Genomic DNA, 16,287 nt, shown 5'->3' with positions numbered 1-16,287 from the left:
TCCTAGGTGAGGAAGTTCTTGAGTTCGAAGACGAGCTTGCGGATGTGGCCGGAGATCACCGGCGTACCGAGGTCCTTGAAGCGCTGGCGGAACCAGGGGTTCACCTCGCCGCGCCCGCTGCTGTTGACCGAGCCGACCGGGATGAGCTTCACCCCGCTGCGGTACACCGCCTCCAGCCCGTCGAAGAGCGGCTGGGACTGGCCGAACTCGTAGAAGTCCGAGATCCAGACCAACACCGTGTTACGCGGGTCGGAGATCTTCGGCCGGGCCATCGCGAGCGCCACCGGCCCGTCGTTGCCGCCGCCGAGCTTGGTACGGAGCAGCACCTCGAACGGGTCGTGCACCCACGGGGTCAGGTCCAGCGCCCTCGTGTCGAAGGCGATGAGGTGGACGTCCACCTTGGGCAGCCCCGCGAAGATCGAGGCGAGGATGGTGCAGTTGACCATCGAGTCGACCATCGACCCGGACTGGTCCACCACGACGATCATGCGGGCCGGGGTGGTGCGCCGGGCGGTCTGCCGGTAGAAGAGCCGGTCGACGTAGAGCCGCTCGTCCTCCGGGTTCCAGTTCGGCAGGTTCTTCCAGATGGTGCGGTCGAGGTCGAGGTTACGGAAGATCCGCTTCGGCGGTACCGAGCGGTCGACGGTGCCGGCGCTCGCCTGCTCCACCTGCGTACGCAGCACCTCGGCGACCTCGTCGACGTAGCGGCGGATCAGCGCCTTCGCGTTGGCCAACGCCACGCCCGAGAGGTTGTGCTTGTCCCGGAGCAACTGCTCGATCAGCGACATGCTCGGCGTGAGCTTGCTCGCCAGGGCCGGGTCGGCCAGCACCTCGCGCAGCCGCATCCGGCGGACCAGGTCGCCCTCCAGCTCGGCCAGCACGCCCGACATGCCCTCGCCGTCGCCGTTGCCGGGCCGGCCGCGCAGCTCGCCCGGCTCGTGGCCGAGGGCCCGCTCCAGCCAGCCCGCGTCGGACTGCCAGTCGGCGAGCTGCCCCGCGCTGACGCTGCCGCTGCCCGTGCCGAAGACGTTGAGCAGCAGCTTCGAGGCGAGGGCGGCCCGGCGTACCGCCGCCGAGCCGATCGAGTGGTCGTCCGCGTCCGCCTCCCGGGGCGCCATCACCCCGGCCAGCTCGTCGGCCAGCTCCGGATGGCGCTGCACCACGTTGTCCACCGACACCCTCGGGTCCAGCAGGGCGGTCGGCAGGCCGAGGTCCTCGACGACCGCGACGCTCGCCGCCTCCAGCCCCGGCTGCTCCTCCGGGTCGAAGAGCCGGGCCAGCAGCCGCCAGTAGAGGACCTGTCGGCGGTGCTCGGCCACCCCGGTCTCGGCCGGGTCGGTTTCGGCGGTACCGTGCTCGGCCGCCCCGTTCGCGGTGGGGTCGGTCCCGGCGGTCCCGGCGGGATCGGTCTCGGCGGTCCCGGCGGGGTTGGCCTCGTCGGTCTCGACCGGGTTGATGTCGTCTCCGCTCATCGCCGCAGCAACCGTCCCGCCCGCTCGCGCAGTACCGACACCGCGTCGGTCGCCTTCGCCGCCTTGCTCGCCCGGGGGCCGTCCGCGCCCAGCGCCCAGTCCCCGGTCTGCGCCACCGTCGTCTTGCGCTTGGTGGCGACCTGCACGGCGAGGGGCTGGACCAGCCAGCGGCCGGCGTCCCACCGGAGCAGGCCGATGCAGGCCGACGAGGCGGCGACCAGCTCGGGGGTGAGCGGCCCGCAGGTCGGCAGCCGGTCGATCGTGGCGCCGATGGCGGTACCGTCCACGTCGAAGGTGACGCCGCCGTCGGAATCGCGGCTCGCGGTGTAGCCCTCCAGCAGCACCGGCTCGGCGATGCCCGCCGGATGCCGGTCCAGCGGCGGCGCGCCGTCGGCGAGCACGTCGCCGAGTTGCACCCGGGCCACCGCGAACGGGTCGGCCGGCTCGGCCGGACGGGCCCGGTCGTCCCGCCAGATCAGGTCGCCGCCGGGGCGCAGGACCAGGTCGGTGACCTCCAGGCCGACGCCGTGGGCGAGCGCCCCGAGCAGTACGGGATGGTCGCCCAGCAGCTGCCACATGGTCGGCCCGAGGACGGTGTCGACCTTCGCCGCCGCCACGCTGGTGCGTACCAGTCGGCTGGGCGCGCCACCGGTCGGTTCGAGGATGGCGTGCACCTGCGCCTGCACCGCGGTGGGATGCTCGTGCACGTCGACGCCGAGGACCAGCAACCGCCCGGAGACGGTCTCACCGCCGCTGCCGCCCGGCCCGGCCGGGACCGCGTCGCCGCCGTCCGTTGCGCCGTCGTTCGTCCCGGCCGGGTTGCCGCCGGACGGCGCGCCGTCGCCGGGGCGCGCCAGCAGCACGGCGCGGCTCCACAGGTCACCCCAGCGGCGCGCCGGCACCCGGTCCAGGGTGACCAGCGGCGAACCCGCCCGCAGCTCCGCCACCAGCCCGTCGAGCAGCACCGCGAGGCGGCGCCGCCCCGGCGCGGCCAGCAGGCCCGACACGACCTGGGCGGCCGCCGCGACGGAGTCGGCGTCCACGCCACGCCAGCCGGTGATGGCGACCTCGGTCAGCCACGAGCGGGCCCCGGCGAGCGGGCCTTCGCCGCCGGGCGCGGCAGCGCCGGCGGAACCCTCCGGCGCGCCGCCGGCGGGCGGCGTCCACGGCCGGCGCTCCCGCCCACGGGCGGCGTCAAGCTGGGCGAGGAGCGCGTCGTGCACCGCCCCCAGCAGCGCGGACCTGGCCCCGGCGAGCAGCGCGAGGGAGTCGTCGGCGATCGAGCCCGCCGTGATCTTCTCCACCGCCTCGGCCACCCTCGGGCCGAGCGGCGTGGCCGCGACCGCGCCCGCGAGACCGGCCAGGGCCGAGGTTCCCGTCGCGTCGAGCCGGCCCAGGCCCTGGAGCAGGGCGCCGTCGAAGCCGGCGACCACGTCGAGGGCCGCCTCCACCCCGGACGGCGCGGTACCGGTCAGCTCGGCGAGCTGTACGCCTCGCATCAGCGACCCACCCCCGACGGGAACCAGTGCAGCTCCGGCAGCGGCTCGACGGTCGCCGGCACCTCCAGGTACGTCAGGTGGGCCAGGAACCGGCTGAACACCCGGGCCGCGACCTTCGGGCCGGGCTTCGGGCGCATCCGGCGGATCAGGGCACCGCCGTACGTGTCGCTCTCCTCAAGGTCGACCTGGAGGAAGCGGGCCACCCGGTGGAGGCCGAACCGCTCCACCGCCTCGTCGACGAGCGCCCAGATGTGGTTGCACTGCACGCCGCCACCGCCGCAGGGCCGGTTGTTGTTGGTGCTGCACGACGCCTCGTGGCTGCCGGCGGTGATCGCCGAGACGTACACCCGCGAGATGTCGGAACCGCTCGACACCACCCCCTGCAACGCCCCGTCCGCCATCTCCACGAAGGGGACCTTCGAGAGCTTGCGGGGCCGCGCGACAGGCAGCATCGGTACCACGCTGCGCCGCTCCCAGTCGGCCGCGCCCCCCTCCGGGGCGACGGCATCCGCATCCACGACCTTCGACCTCCCACCGGCCGGTCCGCAGAGCTCCGCCCGGGACATCGGCGGCGCCACCCGCGGACGGGTGATCCGTGACGCGGGAAGTTCTACCGTGCCCGTCCGACAGGAACACAGCCGCACTGGTCGGGCCCGAGGACCGGAACGGGACCGGCCGCGTAGTCACTGATCCTTAGTCCAATTCCGGCGCCTCCGAGGCCGGGGGACGCCGGTTTACGACTAACGATCGTCGAACGCCCGTGTTGTGCCGTTCACCTGCTCCGAGAGCCGCGGTCACCGGCGGCGGTCAGCGCCGCGCTCGCCCGGGCGTACGACGCCAGCACGGCGCCGACCGGCGCGAGCACGTACTCCCGGGCGACGGCGGCCACGGCGGAGCGCAACCGGCGCTCCATCCGCAGCCGGGCGCGGCCGGCGGCCCAGTTGGTGATCGGCCGGACCGCCAGGGCGACGAGCACGCCGAGGAGCAGCCCGCCGAGGAGCATCACGGTCGGCAGCGGCACCACGCCCACCGCCGGATAGTCGAGGGCCGGCAGCCCGAGCGCCCGGACCGCGTAGCCGAGCACCAGCCAGGCCACGCCGGCCGCCGCGGCCAGCGTGACCAGCCACTGCACCCCGCCGACCAGGCGCCACCAGAAGGGCCGGTGCTCGCCGACGATGCTCGTGTTGACCACCGCGCGGTCCAGCGCGTCGGGCAGGTCGCCGAGGCGGGAGCGGGCGGCGGCGGCCAGCGCGGCCGGCCAGGGCGCGGGCAGTTCGGCGCCGGCCCGCTCGCCGACCTGCCGGACCGAGAGCCCGACGGCGGCGCGCTGCGCGACGGTCGGGTCGGGCAGCGAACTCGCCCCGAGCGGACCCGGGTCGTCGTCGGCGCGGCCGGCGCCCGGCCCGCCGGGCAGGTGCAGGCGGCGCAGCGGGTCGGGGCGCAGCCGGTGCCAGCCCCGCACCACGGGCCAGCCGGTCGCGGCGGCGGCCCGTTGCCGGTACGCCCGCTCGGTGGCCTCGACCACCGCCGGTACCCCGGCGGACGCGGCGAGCGCGTCGACCAGCAGCCGCTCGGTCTCCGGCGCCACCCCGTCGGCGTCGACCGGCGGGCCCATCACCTCGGCCAGCTGCTCGACGACGGTGTCGACGTCGCCGGCGAGCCGGCGCAGCGCCGCCTGCCGCTCGGCGACGGTCCGCTCCAGCGTGGCCCGCAGCTCGGCCAGGGCCGCCTGGTGCAGCGCCGAGGTCGCCAGCAGCGGTACGCCGTCGAGGCCGTCGGCGTCGAGCAGCCGGCGCAGGTCGCCCAGGACCCGGGCCGAGTCCTGCGGGGAGAGCCGGTCGACCTGGTTGAGCACGACCACGGTGACGTCCCGGTGCCGGTGGAACTCGCGCAGGTAGTCGGTGTGCACCACCCGGTCGGCGTACTTCTGCGGATCGACCACCCAGACCACCAGGTCGACCAGGCCGAGCAGCCGGTCCACCTCCAGCCGGTGGCCGCGCTCGACCGAGTCGAAGTCGGGCAGGTCGAGCAGGATCAGGCCACGCAGCCGGGCCTCGTCCTCGCCGTCGAGCGGGCTCTCCCGGACGAACCGGTGCCGGGGCAGCACGCCCACCCAGTCCAGCAGCCGGGCCGCGCCGTCCAGGGCGCCCCAGACGCAGGCGTGGGCGACCCCGGTGGTGGGCCGGCGCACGCCGACCGGGGACATCTGGAACCGGGCCAGCGCGTTGAAGAGGCTGGACTTGCCGCTGCCGGTGGCGCCGGCGAGCGCCACCACGGTGTGGTCCCGGGAGAGGGCGAGCCGGGCTCCGGCCCGCTCGACCAGGGTGTGTCCGGCCACCAGCCGGTCGTCCGGCAGGTGGCCGTCGACCGCGCGGAGGAACTCGCCCAGCGCCTCCACCCGGGCGATGAGCGCGTCCGGGTCGACCCGCCGGTCGCCGCGGAACGCGTCGCGTACCTTGCCCACGAGGTCGGTCATGGCTGGACTCCCGGCCAGGTGAGGTGCTCGGTCAGTGCGGCGGCGGCCCGGGCCCGCTCGACGTCGGCCGCGGCCTCCCGCAGTCGGCGGCCCGGCTGCTCGGATATCCCGGCCTCGGCCAGCCGCCCCAGGTAGCGTGCCTGCTCCTCGTCCAGCAGCCGCCCCACGCGGGCGAGCAGGTCCCGCCGGGCCTGCTCGGCGAGGGTACGCACGGCCTGGTCGCCGAAGATCGCCTGGAGTACCGCCTGCGCGGCCACCGTGGTGCCGGCCCCGGTGACGACCTCCAGGCCGGTGGGGATGAAGGCGGTGGAGGCGAAGACCGCGATGGTGACCGCCAGCCCGGCGGCGTTGACGGCGTACGCGGCCGTACGCGCCACGAAGCGCTTCTCGCCGCCCTGGGTGCGGACCAGCTCCAGCACGTCCCGCTGCCAGTCCCGGACCAGCCGCTCGGCGCGCTCGGTGAAGCCGTCGCTGGGCCGGCCGAACGTCAGCTCGACCAGTGGGGCGCCGGCGGGGTGGGCCATCCAGGAGACGTACGCGTTCTCGGCCGCCTCGGTGGCGACCGCGCGCAGCAGCGTGACCAGCTGCGACTCGATCGCGTTCTGCAGCTGGGTGGCGGGCGCCGGGCGACCGGTCAGCGCGGAGACGATGCGGTCCCGCAGCCGCCCGATACGCGCCTCCAGCGTGCGGAACAGCTCCCCGGTACCGACGAACTCCTGCCACCGGGCGAGCACCTCGCCGCGGAGCAGCCGGCCGTCCCGGAGCCCCTGTTCCACCGTGCGCCGCGCCCCCCGGTAGGCCGCGTCGACCCGCTCCTCCAGGTCGACCGCGGCCCGGCCCTGCTCCTCGGCGGCCTCGGCCAACAGCTCCACGGTCGCCGGCAGCGCGGTCAGCGCGCCGTCGACGGTCTGGCGCACCACGGCGGCCCGGGCCTCGGCGTCGGCGGCGAGCCGGCCGAACCAGTCCCGCAGCGGGGCGATCGCCCGGTCGGGCAGGAGCCCCTGCCCGTCCACCGCGGTCTCCGGCAGGACGAAGAGCGGGGCTGCGCCGAGCTGCTGGGCGGCGAGCATCTCCACCAGGTGGTCGGCGATCTCGTCGGTCGCCTCGGCCGGCACCCGGTCCAGGACCAGGGCGATGACGGTACCGCGGTTGCGGGCGGTCCGGAGCATCTCCCAGGGGACCGCGTCGGCGTACCGGGCGGCGGTGGTCACGAAGAGCCACAGGTCGGCGGCGGCCAGCAGCTGCCCGGCGAGGGCGCGGTTGGCGTCGACGACCGAGTCGATGTCGGGCGCGTCGAGGAAGGCCAGCCCGGGCGTCAGGGCGGGCGCCGTGACCAGTTGCAGCGCGTCCGGCCGGTCGGTGGCCTGGCTGGTCCGGGTCAGCCCGGGCAGCAGCTCCCCCTGCCGGAACCAGGTCGAGTCGGCCGGGTTGCAGACCAGCACCGGCGAGCGGGTGGTCGGGCGCAGTACGCCGGTGGCGCTCACCCGGGCCTGGACCAGGCTGTTCACCAGGGTCGACTTGCCGGCGCCGGTGGAGCCGCCGACGACCACGAGCAGCGGCGCGTCGAGCCGGGCCAGCCGGGGCAGCAGGTAGTCGTCCAGCTGGGCCACGAGCGCGGCGCCCGCCTCGGCGGCCCGCTTGGCCGAGGGGAGCACCAGCGGATACGTGCCGCTGTTCACGGCGGTACGGAGCCGCACCAGGGCGGTACGGAGATCCGGTTCGTCCCTCGACGCCCCGCGCGCGCCTGGTTCGGGAGGGTTGTTCCCGCTGAGCGGATTGGCGCCGCGCCGGCCCGGCTTCGGTCGGAAGTCCCGATTATCGGGCTCGACCGCGGGCGCGCCAGGGCCGTTGGCCGGCTCGCCACGCGTAGTCACGGGTAAAGCGTGCCCGATCTATGCACGGCAGACAACCGCGCCCCCCGACCCGGTGTGAACGCGCCGGGCAGCGCATGATTATGGGGGTTGCGCGAGGCAGACTCAACCCCGACTTGACGTCTCCGATCACCGTGGCACTATTGAGTCCGGTCCACTCAACTTGTGGTGGGCGCTCACGCGGGCGGGGCCCGCCACCTGCTCTAGTAACGAAGCGAGGAAGCGAAGATGGCACGTGCGGTCGGTATCGACCTGGGCACGACGAACTCCTGCGTCAGCGTCCTGGAGGGCGGTGAGCCCACCGTCATCGCCAACGCCGAGGGCTCGCGGACGACTCCTTCGATCGTCGCGTTCGCCCGCAACGGTGAGGTGCTCGTCGGTGAGGTCGCGAAGCGTCAGGCGGTGACCAACCCGGACCGGACCATCCGGTCGGTCAAGCGGGAGATCGGCACGAACTGGTCGATCGACATCGACGGCAAGAAGTACACGCCGCAGGAGATCTCGGCGCGTACCCTCATGAAGCTCAAGCGCGACGCCGAGGCGTACCTGGGCGAGCGCATCACCGACGCGGTCATCACCGTGCCGGCGTACTTCAACGACGCCCAGCGTCAGGCCACCAAGGAGGCCGGTGAGATCGCCGGCTTCAACGTGCTGCGGATCGTGAACGAGCCGACCGCGGCGGCCCTGGCCTACGGGCTCGACAAGGGCTCCAAGGAGCAGACCGTCCTGGTCTTCGACCTCGGCGGCGGCACCTTCGACGTGTCGCTGCTGGAGCTGGCCGAGGGGGTCATCGAGGTCAAGTCGACCAGCGGTGACAACCACCTCGGTGGCGACGACTGGGACGAGCGGATCATCGACCACCTGGTCAAGACCTTCCGCGGCCAGCACGGCGTCGACCTGTCGCAGGACAAGATGGCGATGCAGCGGCTGCGCGAGGCCGCCGAGAAGGCCAAGATCGAGCTGTCCGCCGCCACCACCACCAGCATCAACCTGCCGTACATCACCGCCGGCCCGGCGGCCACCGAGGGTGGCCCCTCCGCGCCGCTGCACCTGGACGTGACCCTGACCCGGGCCGAGTTCCAGCGGATGACGCAGGACCTGCTGGACCGCTGCAAGGGCCCGTTCGAGCAGGCGATCAAGGACGCCGGGATCAAGGTCTCGGACGTCGACCACGTCATCCTGGTCGGTGGCTCGACCCGGATGCCGGCCGTCTCCGACCTGGTCAAGCAGCTCACCGGTCGGGACCCGAACAAGGGCGTCAACCCGGACGAGGTCGTCGCGGTCGGCGCCGCCCTGCAGGCCGGTGTGCTCAAGGGCGAGGTCAAGGACGTCCTGCTGCTCGACGTCACCCCGCTGAGCCTGGGCATCGAGACCAAGGGCGGGATCTTCACCAAGCTGATCGAGCGCAACACCACGATCCCGACCAAGCGCTCGGAGGTCTTCACGACCGCCGACGACAACCAGCCCTCGGTGCTGATCCAGGTCTTCCAGGGCGAGCGGGACATCGCGGCCTACAACAAGAAGCTCGGCACCTTCGAGCTGACCGGGCTTCCCCCGGCGCCGCGCGGTGTGCCGCAGGTCGAGGTCACCTTCGACATCGACGCCAACGGCATCGTGCACGTCAACGCCAAGGACCTCGGTACCGGCAAGGAGCAGTCGATGACGATCACCGGCGGCTCGGCGCTGCCGAAGGACGACATCGAGCGGATGATGCGCGACGCCCAGGAGCACGCCGACGACGACAAGCGGCGGCGCGAGGAGGCGGAGACCCGCAATCTGGCTGAACAGCTTCAGTGGCAGACCGAGAAGTTCCTGGCCGAGAGCGGCGACAAGCTGCCGGCCGAGAACCGGGACCAGCTCAACGAGGCGCTCGGTGACCTGCGGTCCGCCCTCGGCGGTACCGACCTGGAGAAGGTCAAGCAGGCCCACGAGAAGCTCGCGCAGGTCTCGCAGCAGGCCGGCTCGCTCCTCTACCAGCAGGGTGAGCAGCCGGGTGCGGCCGGTGCGGCCGGTGGGGCCGGCGCTGGCGCCGCGGGTGGGGCGGCCGGTGGCCGTACCGCCGGTGGCGCGGACGACGTGGTGGACGCGGAGATCGTGGACGAGGACGACAAGAAGTGACCTGTTCCCGCCACCCCCACCGAGCGAACGGAACGAGGTAGCCGCATGACGGAACAGCCACGAGCCGCCGACCCGGGCAGCACCGGGTCGGCGCCGGGTGGCTCCGCGCCGGGCGACTCGGCCAAGGGCCCGAGCGACCGTCGCATCGTCATCCGAGACAAGCGCAAGATCGACCCGACCGGCGGCAGGTCCGGCGCGGAGTCCGGCGGGGAGGCGGCGGCGGCTGCCGCACCGGCCGCCACCGCACCCGACGACCAGGTCGAGCCGGCGGAGAGCCAGGTGACCGACCCGGCCGCCACCGAGGCGGACGAGACCCCCGCCGAGCAGGCGGCCGAGACCGTCGCCGTGCTGGACGAGATGGTCGAGGAGGCCGAGTCGGAGGCCGAGGTCGGCGACGGCAAGGCGCGGGTGCCGCGGCTGGACCAGCCGCAGGGTGCCGCCGGCGCGGTGGTCGACGCCCCGGCGGAGCCCGCCGACGGTACGCCGCTGGACACCACCCCAGCCGAGGACGCGCCGGTCGACGGTACGCGGACCGACCGGTCCGGGCCGCTCGGCGCGGAGCTGGAGGCGCTCCGGGCCGAGCTGGACGAGCGGACCCGGGACCTGCAGCGGGTGTCGGCGGAGTACGCCAACTACCGCAAGCGGGTGGACCGGGACCGCGGCCTGGTGGCCGAGCAGACCACCGGTTCGGTGCTCGCGGCGCTGCTGCCGATCCTGGACGACCTGGACCGGGCGCGCGAGCACGGCGACCTGGTCGGGCCGTTCGGCACGGTGGCCGAGCAGCTCACCGGGGTGGTGACCAAGCTGGGCCTCACCGCCTTCGGGGAGAAGGGCGACCCGTTCGACCCGACCCGGCACGAGGCGGTGGCGCACCTGACCTCCGCCGACGTCACCGAGCCGACCTGCGTCGACGTGATGCGGCGGGGCTACCTGCTCGGCGAGCGGCTGCTACGGCCGGCACTGGTCGCCGTTGCCGACCCGGAGTGAGTCAACCGCGCTGATCGAGGTGTCCCGTACGCGCGGGGCACCTCGATCGCGCAACGAGGAAGGGGGTGGACGATGAGTTCCAAGGACTGGCTGGAGAAGGACTTTTACGCCGTACTGGGGGTGAACAAGTCCGCCTCCTCGGATGAGATCAAGAAGTCGTACCGGAAGCTGGCCCGGGAACTGCACCCGGACCGCAACCCCGGCAACGCGGAGGCCGAGGAGCGGTTCAAGGCGGTCTCCGAGGCGTACGACGTCCTCTCCGACGAGCGCAAGCGCCGCGAGTACGACGAGATGCGGTCGCTCTTCGGCTCGGGCGCGTTCCGGCGCAACGCCCGGGGCGCGGGCGGGCAGCCCGGCGGCTACCCGTTCGACGTCTCCGACATCTTCGGCGGGATGGGCGGCCAGCCCGGCGGCGCCGGTGACCGGCGGTTCGGCGGTGCCGGCTTCTCGGACCTGTTCAGCTCGATCTTTTCGGGCGGCGGGGCCGGTCCGGCGGCCCGGCCCCGTGGCCCGGCCCGGGGCCGCGATGTCGAGACCGAGGTGATGCTCGACTTCGGCGACGCGGTGCACGGCGTGACGCTGCCGCTCACGCTGCGCGCGCCGGGGGTCTGCGAGACCTGCCACGGCGACGGGGCCAAGCCGGGTACCCAGCCCCGGGCCTGCCCGCAGTGCCACGGCGCCGGCGTGGTCACCCGCAACCAGGGCTCGTTCAGCTTCTCCGAGCCGTGCCGGGAGTGCCAGGGCGTCGGCACGGTGGTGGACGAGAAGTGCCCCGAGTGCCGGGGCACCGGCGGGGTCACCAAGACGCGTACCCTCAACGTCCGCTTCCCGGCGGGCGTCGCCGACGGGCAGCGGATCCGGCTGGCGGGGCGCGGCGAGCCCGGCGAGCGCGGCGGTCCGGCGGGTGACCTGTACGTCCTGGTGAAGGTCCGCGACGACGAGCTGTTCGGGCGCAACGGGGACGACCTGACCCTGACCGTACCGATCACGTTCGCCGAGGCGGTGCTCGGCGCGGACCTGCGGGTCCCGACGCTGGACGGCGCGGTCACGCTGCGGGTGCCGCCGGGCACCCCGAGCGGCCGTACCCTGCGCGCCCGAGGCAAGGGCGTGGCACGCCGCGACGGCCAGGCCGGCGACCTGCTGGTCACCGTCGAGGTGGTGGTACCGGGGCACGTCTCCGACGAGGCCCGCGAGGCGCTGGAGACGTTCGCGGCGCAGACTCCACCGGCGGCCCGGGAACATCTCGACGCCCGCGTGCGTCGTGTCAGCTGACGGCTCTTGTGCGGAGGTGACCCACGATGGCTGAGGAGTTCATCGCCTCCTCGACCGACCCGGCGTACGACGCCAAGGTGTTGATGATCTCGGTGGCCGCCCGGATGGCCGGCATGCACCCGCAGACGCTGCGCCAGTACGACCGGCTCGGCCTGGTCCAGCCGGGCCGCGCCGCGGGCGGCGGTCGCCGCTACAGCGTCCGGGACGTGGTGCTGCTGCGCGAGGTGCAGCGGCTCAGCCAGGACGACGGAGTCAACCTGGCCGGGATCAAGCGGATCATCGGGTTGGAGCAGCTCCTCGGTGAGCTGCAGCAGCGGGTGGCGCAGCTGGAGGCGGAGCTGACGGCCGCCGCGCGCCGGGTCGCCGAGCTGGAGGCGATCTCGGCGTTCCCGCGCCGGGACCTGGTGCCGACCAGCCGTACCTCCACGGCGCTGGTGGTCTGGCGGCCACGCCGCAGCGGTCGGGACTGACGTCGGCGGCGGCCGTGCGGGCGGGGCCGGGCCGGCGGGTCAGCCGAGCCGGCGGGACTGGCGGACCAGGCCCCCCTCGCACCAGTCGTGGTAGTCGAACAGCTCGGGCCGGGCCATCAGCGTGCGGCTGTTGTGGGCCCAGACCATCATCGGCTCGTCGCCCAGCTCCTCGGCCTGCTCGATGAGCTTGCGCAGCCGGCGCTTCGGATGCGCCCGGAAGTTCGTGCGGATGCCGTCGGCCGCGTAGATGTAGAGGCAGTGCAGCGCGAACCGGCGGGCCGGGCAGCCGCGGTCCATCGCGAGTTCGAACAACGTCACGATCAACCGGTCGCCGGAGACCAGCAGGTCCCAGTCCTGCGGCATCGACTGCAACGGCACCGAGTCCGGCTGGTACGCCCAGGCGCGAAGCTCGGCGGCTGACGGATCGACGGGGTTGGCGAACCCCTTGAACGATGACTCTTGCAAGCTCACCCCGGGCTGACCCTTCGCTCGCACCTGCAGGTGGCAACGGCGCCCCCACGCCTACCCCACCGGCTGCGGCGACACGGTAGCGCGCCGCAGCCAGCCTGCGGAAGGGTACGCGAGTGCCATTCATCCAGCCGTTATGGGGGACTTCGGGATACTGGTCGGTAATATGCCGGGATCGCGGCTCCCGCCCCGGGCGGCGTGACCCGACCGAGGGCTCGCCCGCGACCCGCGTGCGGTCAGCCCGCGACCCGCCTGGACGGCCCGAACGCGCCCTACCGCTCGGGCGGGTTGCCCTTGGCCCAGTCGGCCCACTCGCCGAGCGCCTGGTTGAGCCGCACACCGGCCTCGGCGGCCACGCGCAGCGACCGCGTCTGCGGGCTCTGGCCGAACTCGCCCCGGTCCTTCGCGGCGGCCAACTCGCGGTACTTGGCGGCGAGGGCGTGGAAGTATGCGGCCTCCCGGTCGAGGTGTGTGGCCAGTTCCTCGGGGGTCATCAGCCAGAAGAAGACCGATCGGAGCAGCGGCTCCAGCCGGAGCGTGTGGTCGACCTCGACCGAGGTGAGCCAGCGCCGGACCTCGGCCAGGCCGGCGCCGGTCACCCGGTACGCCTTGCGCCGGCGGGGTCCCTCCGACTCGACCTCGATCAGCCCGTCCTGCTCCAGCCTGCGCAGTTCCAGGTAGATCTGCGGGTGCCCGGCCGGCCAGACCCCGCCGAGGACGCTCTCGAAGCGGCGGCTCAGATCCCAGCCGCTCGCCGGCTCCTCCGCGAGCAGGCCGATCAGCGCGTGCCTCAGCGACATCTTTCCCGCACCCACCGTTCGTCATCCGCGACATGTTCGTCTTGACATGTTAGTTCCGGGCCTGCAACCCTTCACCTGTTCGTCCTGACATGTCATCGTCAACATTTGGAGGGCTGGCATGGCCAACAGCCGCAGGGGCAACGTCTTCATCACCGGCGCCGCCGCCGGCATCGGCGCGGCCACCACGATCCGGCTCGCCGAGGCCGGCTACACCGTCTTCGCCGGGGTGCACCGGAACACCGGCACGCTTTCCGGGCTCGGCAACGTACGTCTCGTGCCGGTCGACGTGACCGATCCCGCGAGCGTCGCGGACGCGGCCGACGAGATCGGGCGGGTGGTGGGTGCCCGGGGACTGCACGCGGTGATCAACAATGCCGGGGTCATCGTGCAGGGGCCGCTCGAACTGCTTCCGCCCGACGAGTTGCGGCGCCAGTTCGAGGTCAACACCTTCGGTCCGGTCTACGTGACCCAGGCGTTCCTGCCCCTGCTCCGTGCCGGAGCCGGGCGCATCGTCAACATCAGCGCGCCGACCGCCCGGGTTGCGGTTCCGTTCATGGGTCCGATCGGCGCCAGCAAGGCGGCCCTCGCGTCGATCTCCGACGCCCTGCGGCTGGAACTGCGCCGCTGGCGGGTACCGGTCGTCGTGGTGGAGCCGGGCGGGACGCAGACCGCGATCTTCGCCAAGGCCGAGGAGGCCGCCCGCGCCGCGCTCGCCGGCGTCGCCCCGGACCGGGCCGCGCTGTATCGCGAGCACCTGGCCGTCGTCGCCGAGGCGGCAGCCAAACAGAAGCTGGGGCCGGTCGACCTCGTCGCCAAGGCCGTGGTCGCCGCGGTCGAGGCGGCCAACCCCCGGCGGCACTACGCCGCCGGGTCGGGGGTACGCCTCTTCGGCGTGCTCTCGCGCCTCCCCGCCGGCCTGCGGGAACGGCTGGTCGCCACCGCCTTCGGTCTCCAGGGGATCAAGCCGCAGCCGGTGACCCGCTGATGCCGGGCGCGGTCCGGGACGGCGCCGGGCCGGACTCGATCGCACCGGGCCGCGCCCGGCCGTCGCACCGGCGCCGAACTGCCGGGCGGCGCCGGTGCGACGGGGGAGAGTCGCTCAGTCGCCGGTCGGCACCGGTGCGGCCCGTCGGGCCGTCGCCTGCCGCCGCAGCCACGCCTTGAACCAGGCGGTGTCGGGCAGTCGCGCGAGCATCGGCCCGGAGACCACGGTGATCAGCACGTACGCGGTGGCGAGCGGCGCCAACCTCGGCTCGATGCCGGGCGTGACCACCGCCAGCCCGGCGATGACGATGGAGAACTCGCCGCGCGGCATCAGCCCGAGCCCGGCCCGCCAGCGGCCGGGCAGCGCGATGCCCGCCCGCTTCGCCGCGATGTAGCCGGTGAGGACCTTCGTGGCCATGGTCACCACCGCGAGCCCCAGCGCGGGTAGCAGCACCGGCGGCATCTGCGCCGGGTCGGTGGCGAGCCCGAAGAAGACGAAGAAGACCGCGGCGAAGAGATCGCGCAGCGGGGAGAGCAGTTCGGTGGCGTGGTGGGCCACCGGTCCGGAGAGCGCGATGCCGACGAGGAACGCGCCGACCGCCGCCGAGACGCCCAGCTTGTTGGCGACGCCCGCGACCAGCAGGGTCAGCCCGAGCACGCCGAGCAGCAGCGCCTCCGGGTCCCGCGCCGAGACCAGTGAGGAGATCACCCTGCCGTACCGGACCGCCAGGACCAGCACCAGCACGACCGTACCGACGGCGATCACCAGCGCGAGCCCGCCCTCGACCAGCCCGCTGCCGGCCAGTACGGCGGTGACGAGCGGCAGGTACAGGGCCATCGCCAGGTCCTCGATGACCAGTACGGAGAGGATGACCGGGGTCTCGCGGTTACCGAGCCGGCCCAGATCGGCGATCACCTTGGCGATCACGCCCGAGGAGGAGACCCAGGTGATGCCGGCCAGCACGATGGCGGCGACCCAGCCCCAGCCCAGCAGTAAGCCGAAGATCGCTCCGGGCAACGCGTTGAGCAGCCCGTCGACCAGCCCGGCCGGGGCGGCCGAGCGCAGGTTCCCGACGAGTTCGCTGGCCGTGTATTCGAGGCCGAGCATGACCAGCAGGAGGATGACGCCGATCTCGGCGCCCACGGCGAAGAACTCTTCGCTCGCCGACAGCGGAAGCAGACCGCCGTGCCCGAACGCGAGCCCGGCGAGGAGGTAGAGCGGGATCGGCGAGAGCCCGATCCGCCGGCTGAGCCGACCGAGGAGTCCGAGGGCGAACAGCAGGGCGCCGACCTCGATGAGCAGGACCGTCTGTGCGTGCATATAGGGATCAGCCGTCCGGGTCGTCGTGGGCAAGGATCTTGCTGACGCCGTCGAGGCCCTGTCGGGTACCGACCACGACCACCACGTCGCCGGCCTCGAAACGGAACGTCGGATCGGGCGAGGCGATCACCTCACGCTCGCGGAGCACCGCCACGATCGAGGCGCTGGTCCGGGTACGAGCCCTCGTGTCGCCCAGCCTGCGGCCCACGTACGGCGAACTCGCCGGAATGGAGATCTGCTCGGTGAGCAGCCCGGCGGCCTGCTGCCGCAACCCGCTGAGCTGGCCGAGCATCAGGGAGGCACCGAGAATGTCGGCGAGCGCCTCGGCCTCGTCGTCGGTCAGGGGAATGTCCACGTCACCCGCATCTGGATCGTCGTCGTCGTAGAGAACCAGGTCGCGTCGGCCATTGCGATGAGTGACCACGCCGACCCGGCGGCCGGACGCCGTCACGAGGTCGTGACGGACGCCGATCCCCGGCAGGGCTGTCTGTTCCACGCGTACTCGCACGGCGGCCAGGTTACCGGCCGGTGACGATCCGATGGGATGGC

General features: G+C 73.5%; 14 protein-coding genes. 5 read left to right on the top strand and 9 right to left on the bottom strand.

Annotated elements, in window-relative coordinates:
* Nucleotides 1–2: 2 nt before the first annotated feature.
* From AB0J86_RS01805 to AB0J86_RS01785, 5 genes are all read right to left on the bottom strand, one after another.
* Entirely contained in the window at nucleotides 3–1,472 is a 1,470-nt protein-coding gene (locus AB0J86_RS01805; protein ID WP_363850887.1) for a VWA domain-containing protein, read from the bottom strand.
* The gene (locus tag AB0J86_RS01800) at nucleotides 1,469–2,971 is read right to left on the bottom strand and encodes a hypothetical protein (RefSeq protein WP_363850884.1); all 1,503 of its coding nucleotides are present in this window, start codon (nucleotides 2,969–2,971) and stop codon (nucleotides 1,469–1,471) included. The genes AB0J86_RS01805 and AB0J86_RS01800 overlap by 4 nt, the downstream gene beginning before the upstream one ends.
* Entirely contained in the window at nucleotides 2,971–3,432 is a 462-nt protein-coding gene (locus AB0J86_RS01795) for a hypothetical protein (protein ID WP_363851599.1), read from the bottom strand. Before AB0J86_RS01795 ends, AB0J86_RS01800 begins: the two co-directional genes overlap by 1 nt.
* 311 nt (nucleotides 3,433–3,743) lie before the next feature.
* Nucleotides 3,744–5,447 (bottom strand): GTPase, encoded by a 1,704-nt coding sequence (locus tag AB0J86_RS01790; protein WP_363850881.1) that lies wholly within the window; start codon nucleotides 5,445–5,447, stop codon nucleotides 3,744–3,746.
* Complete coding sequence (locus tag AB0J86_RS01785) at nucleotides 5,444–7,321, bottom strand: GTPase domain-containing protein (RefSeq protein WP_363850878.1); 1,878 nt, start codon at nucleotides 7,319–7,321, stop codon at nucleotides 5,444–5,446. Before AB0J86_RS01785 ends, AB0J86_RS01790 begins: the two co-directional genes overlap by 4 nt.
* Before the next feature lie 225 nt (nucleotides 7,322–7,546).
* Between AB0J86_RS01785 and dnaK the strand changes: the two genes are divergently transcribed.
* From dnaK to AB0J86_RS01765, 4 genes are all read left to right on the top strand, one after another.
* On the top strand, nucleotides 7,547–9,436 hold the full coding sequence (gene dnaK / locus AB0J86_RS01780; protein ID WP_363850875.1) for a molecular chaperone DnaK: 1,890 nt from the start codon (nucleotides 7,547–7,549) through the stop codon (nucleotides 9,434–9,436).
* Between the two features lie 45 nt (nucleotides 9,437–9,481).
* Nucleotides 9,482–10,423, top strand: a complete 942-nt coding sequence (gene grpE, locus AB0J86_RS01775; RefSeq protein ID WP_363850872.1) for a nucleotide exchange factor GrpE — start codon at nucleotides 9,482–9,484, stop codon at nucleotides 10,421–10,423.
* Between the two features lie 72 nt (nucleotides 10,424–10,495).
* A complete protein-coding gene (gene dnaJ / locus AB0J86_RS01770; protein ID WP_363850869.1) occupies nucleotides 10,496–11,695 on the top strand; it encodes a molecular chaperone DnaJ in 1,200 nt (399 codons plus the stop codon).
* A gap of 26 nt (nucleotides 11,696–11,721) precedes the next feature.
* On the top strand, nucleotides 11,722–12,165 hold the full coding sequence (locus tag AB0J86_RS01765) for a helix-turn-helix transcriptional regulator (protein WP_363850866.1): 444 nt from the start codon (nucleotides 11,722–11,724) through the stop codon (nucleotides 12,163–12,165).
* 39 nt (nucleotides 12,166–12,204) lie between these two features.
* Here AB0J86_RS01765 and AB0J86_RS01760 read toward each other — a convergent pair whose 3' ends face one another.
* Nucleotides 12,205–12,636 carry a hypothetical protein gene (locus tag AB0J86_RS01760; RefSeq protein WP_363850863.1) on the bottom strand — a complete coding sequence of 144 codons (432 nt, stop codon included), beginning with the start codon at nucleotides 12,634–12,636 and terminating at the stop codon, nucleotides 12,205–12,207.
* Between the two features lie 269 nt (nucleotides 12,637–12,905).
* Nucleotides 12,906–13,433: a helix-turn-helix transcriptional regulator gene (locus AB0J86_RS01755; protein WP_363850860.1), complete on the bottom strand. Its 528-nt coding sequence runs from the start codon at nucleotides 13,431–13,433 to the stop codon at nucleotides 12,906–12,908.
* A 118-nt stretch (nucleotides 13,434–13,551) separates the two neighbouring features.
* Here AB0J86_RS01755 and AB0J86_RS01750 point away from each other — a divergent pair, with 118 nt between their 5' ends.
* Complete coding sequence (locus tag AB0J86_RS01750; RefSeq protein WP_363850857.1) at nucleotides 13,552–14,418, top strand: SDR family NAD(P)-dependent oxidoreductase; 867 nt, start codon at nucleotides 13,552–13,554, stop codon at nucleotides 14,416–14,418.
* A 114-nt stretch (nucleotides 14,419–14,532) separates the two neighbouring features.
* On the opposite strand, the gene AB0J86_RS01745 is transcribed toward AB0J86_RS01750, so the two are convergent.
* Together AB0J86_RS01745 and AB0J86_RS01740 are read right to left on the bottom strand one after the other, a co-directional pair.
* Nucleotides 14,533–15,738, bottom strand: coding sequence for a cation:proton antiporter (locus AB0J86_RS01745; RefSeq protein WP_363850854.1), 1,206 nt, complete (start codon nucleotides 15,736–15,738; stop codon nucleotides 14,533–14,535).
* Nucleotides 15,739–15,745: 7 nt separating this feature from the next.
* Complete coding sequence (locus AB0J86_RS01740; protein WP_363850851.1) at nucleotides 15,746–16,246, bottom strand: TrkA C-terminal domain-containing protein; 501 nt, start codon at nucleotides 16,244–16,246, stop codon at nucleotides 15,746–15,748.
* Nucleotides 16,247–16,287: the final 41 nt, after the last annotated feature.

Origin of the sequence: Micromonospora sp. NPDC049559 (assembly GCF_040676675.1) — a bacterium.
In the GTDB taxonomy this organism is placed as follows: domain Bacteria; phylum Actinomycetota; class Actinomycetes; order Mycobacteriales; family Micromonosporaceae; genus JBFAPK01.
This window is presented reverse-complemented; position numbering and strand designations above follow the sequence as displayed.

Coding starts and splice junctions, on each gene's coding strand:
- AB0J86_RS01755 (WP_363850860.1), bottom strand. CDS start 13,433: ATGTCGCTGAGGCACGCGCTGATCGGCCTGCTCGCGGAGGAGCCGGCG.
- AB0J86_RS01800 (WP_363850884.1), bottom strand. CDS start 2,971: ATGCGAGGCGTACAGCTCGCCGAGCTGACCGGTACCGCGCCGTCCGGG.
- AB0J86_RS01745 (WP_363850854.1), bottom strand. CDS start 15,738: ATGCACGCACAGACGGTCCTGCTCATCGAGGTCGGCGCCCTGCTGTTC.
- AB0J86_RS01750 (WP_363850857.1), top strand. CDS start 13,552: ATGGCCAACAGCCGCAGGGGCAACGTCTTCATCACCGGCGCCGCCGCC.
- AB0J86_RS01805 (WP_363850887.1), bottom strand. CDS start 1,472: ATGAGCGGAGACGACATCAACCCGGTCGAGACCGACGAGGCCAACCCC.
- dnaJ (WP_363850869.1), top strand. CDS start 10,496: ATGAGTTCCAAGGACTGGCTGGAGAAGGACTTTTACGCCGTACTGGGG.
- dnaK (WP_363850875.1), top strand. CDS start 7,547: ATGGCACGTGCGGTCGGTATCGACCTGGGCACGACGAACTCCTGCGTC.
- grpE (WP_363850872.1), top strand. CDS start 9,482: ATGACGGAACAGCCACGAGCCGCCGACCCGGGCAGCACCGGGTCGGCG.
- AB0J86_RS01765 (WP_363850866.1), top strand. CDS start 11,722: ATGGCTGAGGAGTTCATCGCCTCCTCGACCGACCCGGCGTACGACGCC.
- AB0J86_RS01790 (WP_363850881.1), bottom strand. CDS start 5,447: ATGACCGACCTCGTGGGCAAGGTACGCGACGCGTTCCGCGGCGACCGG.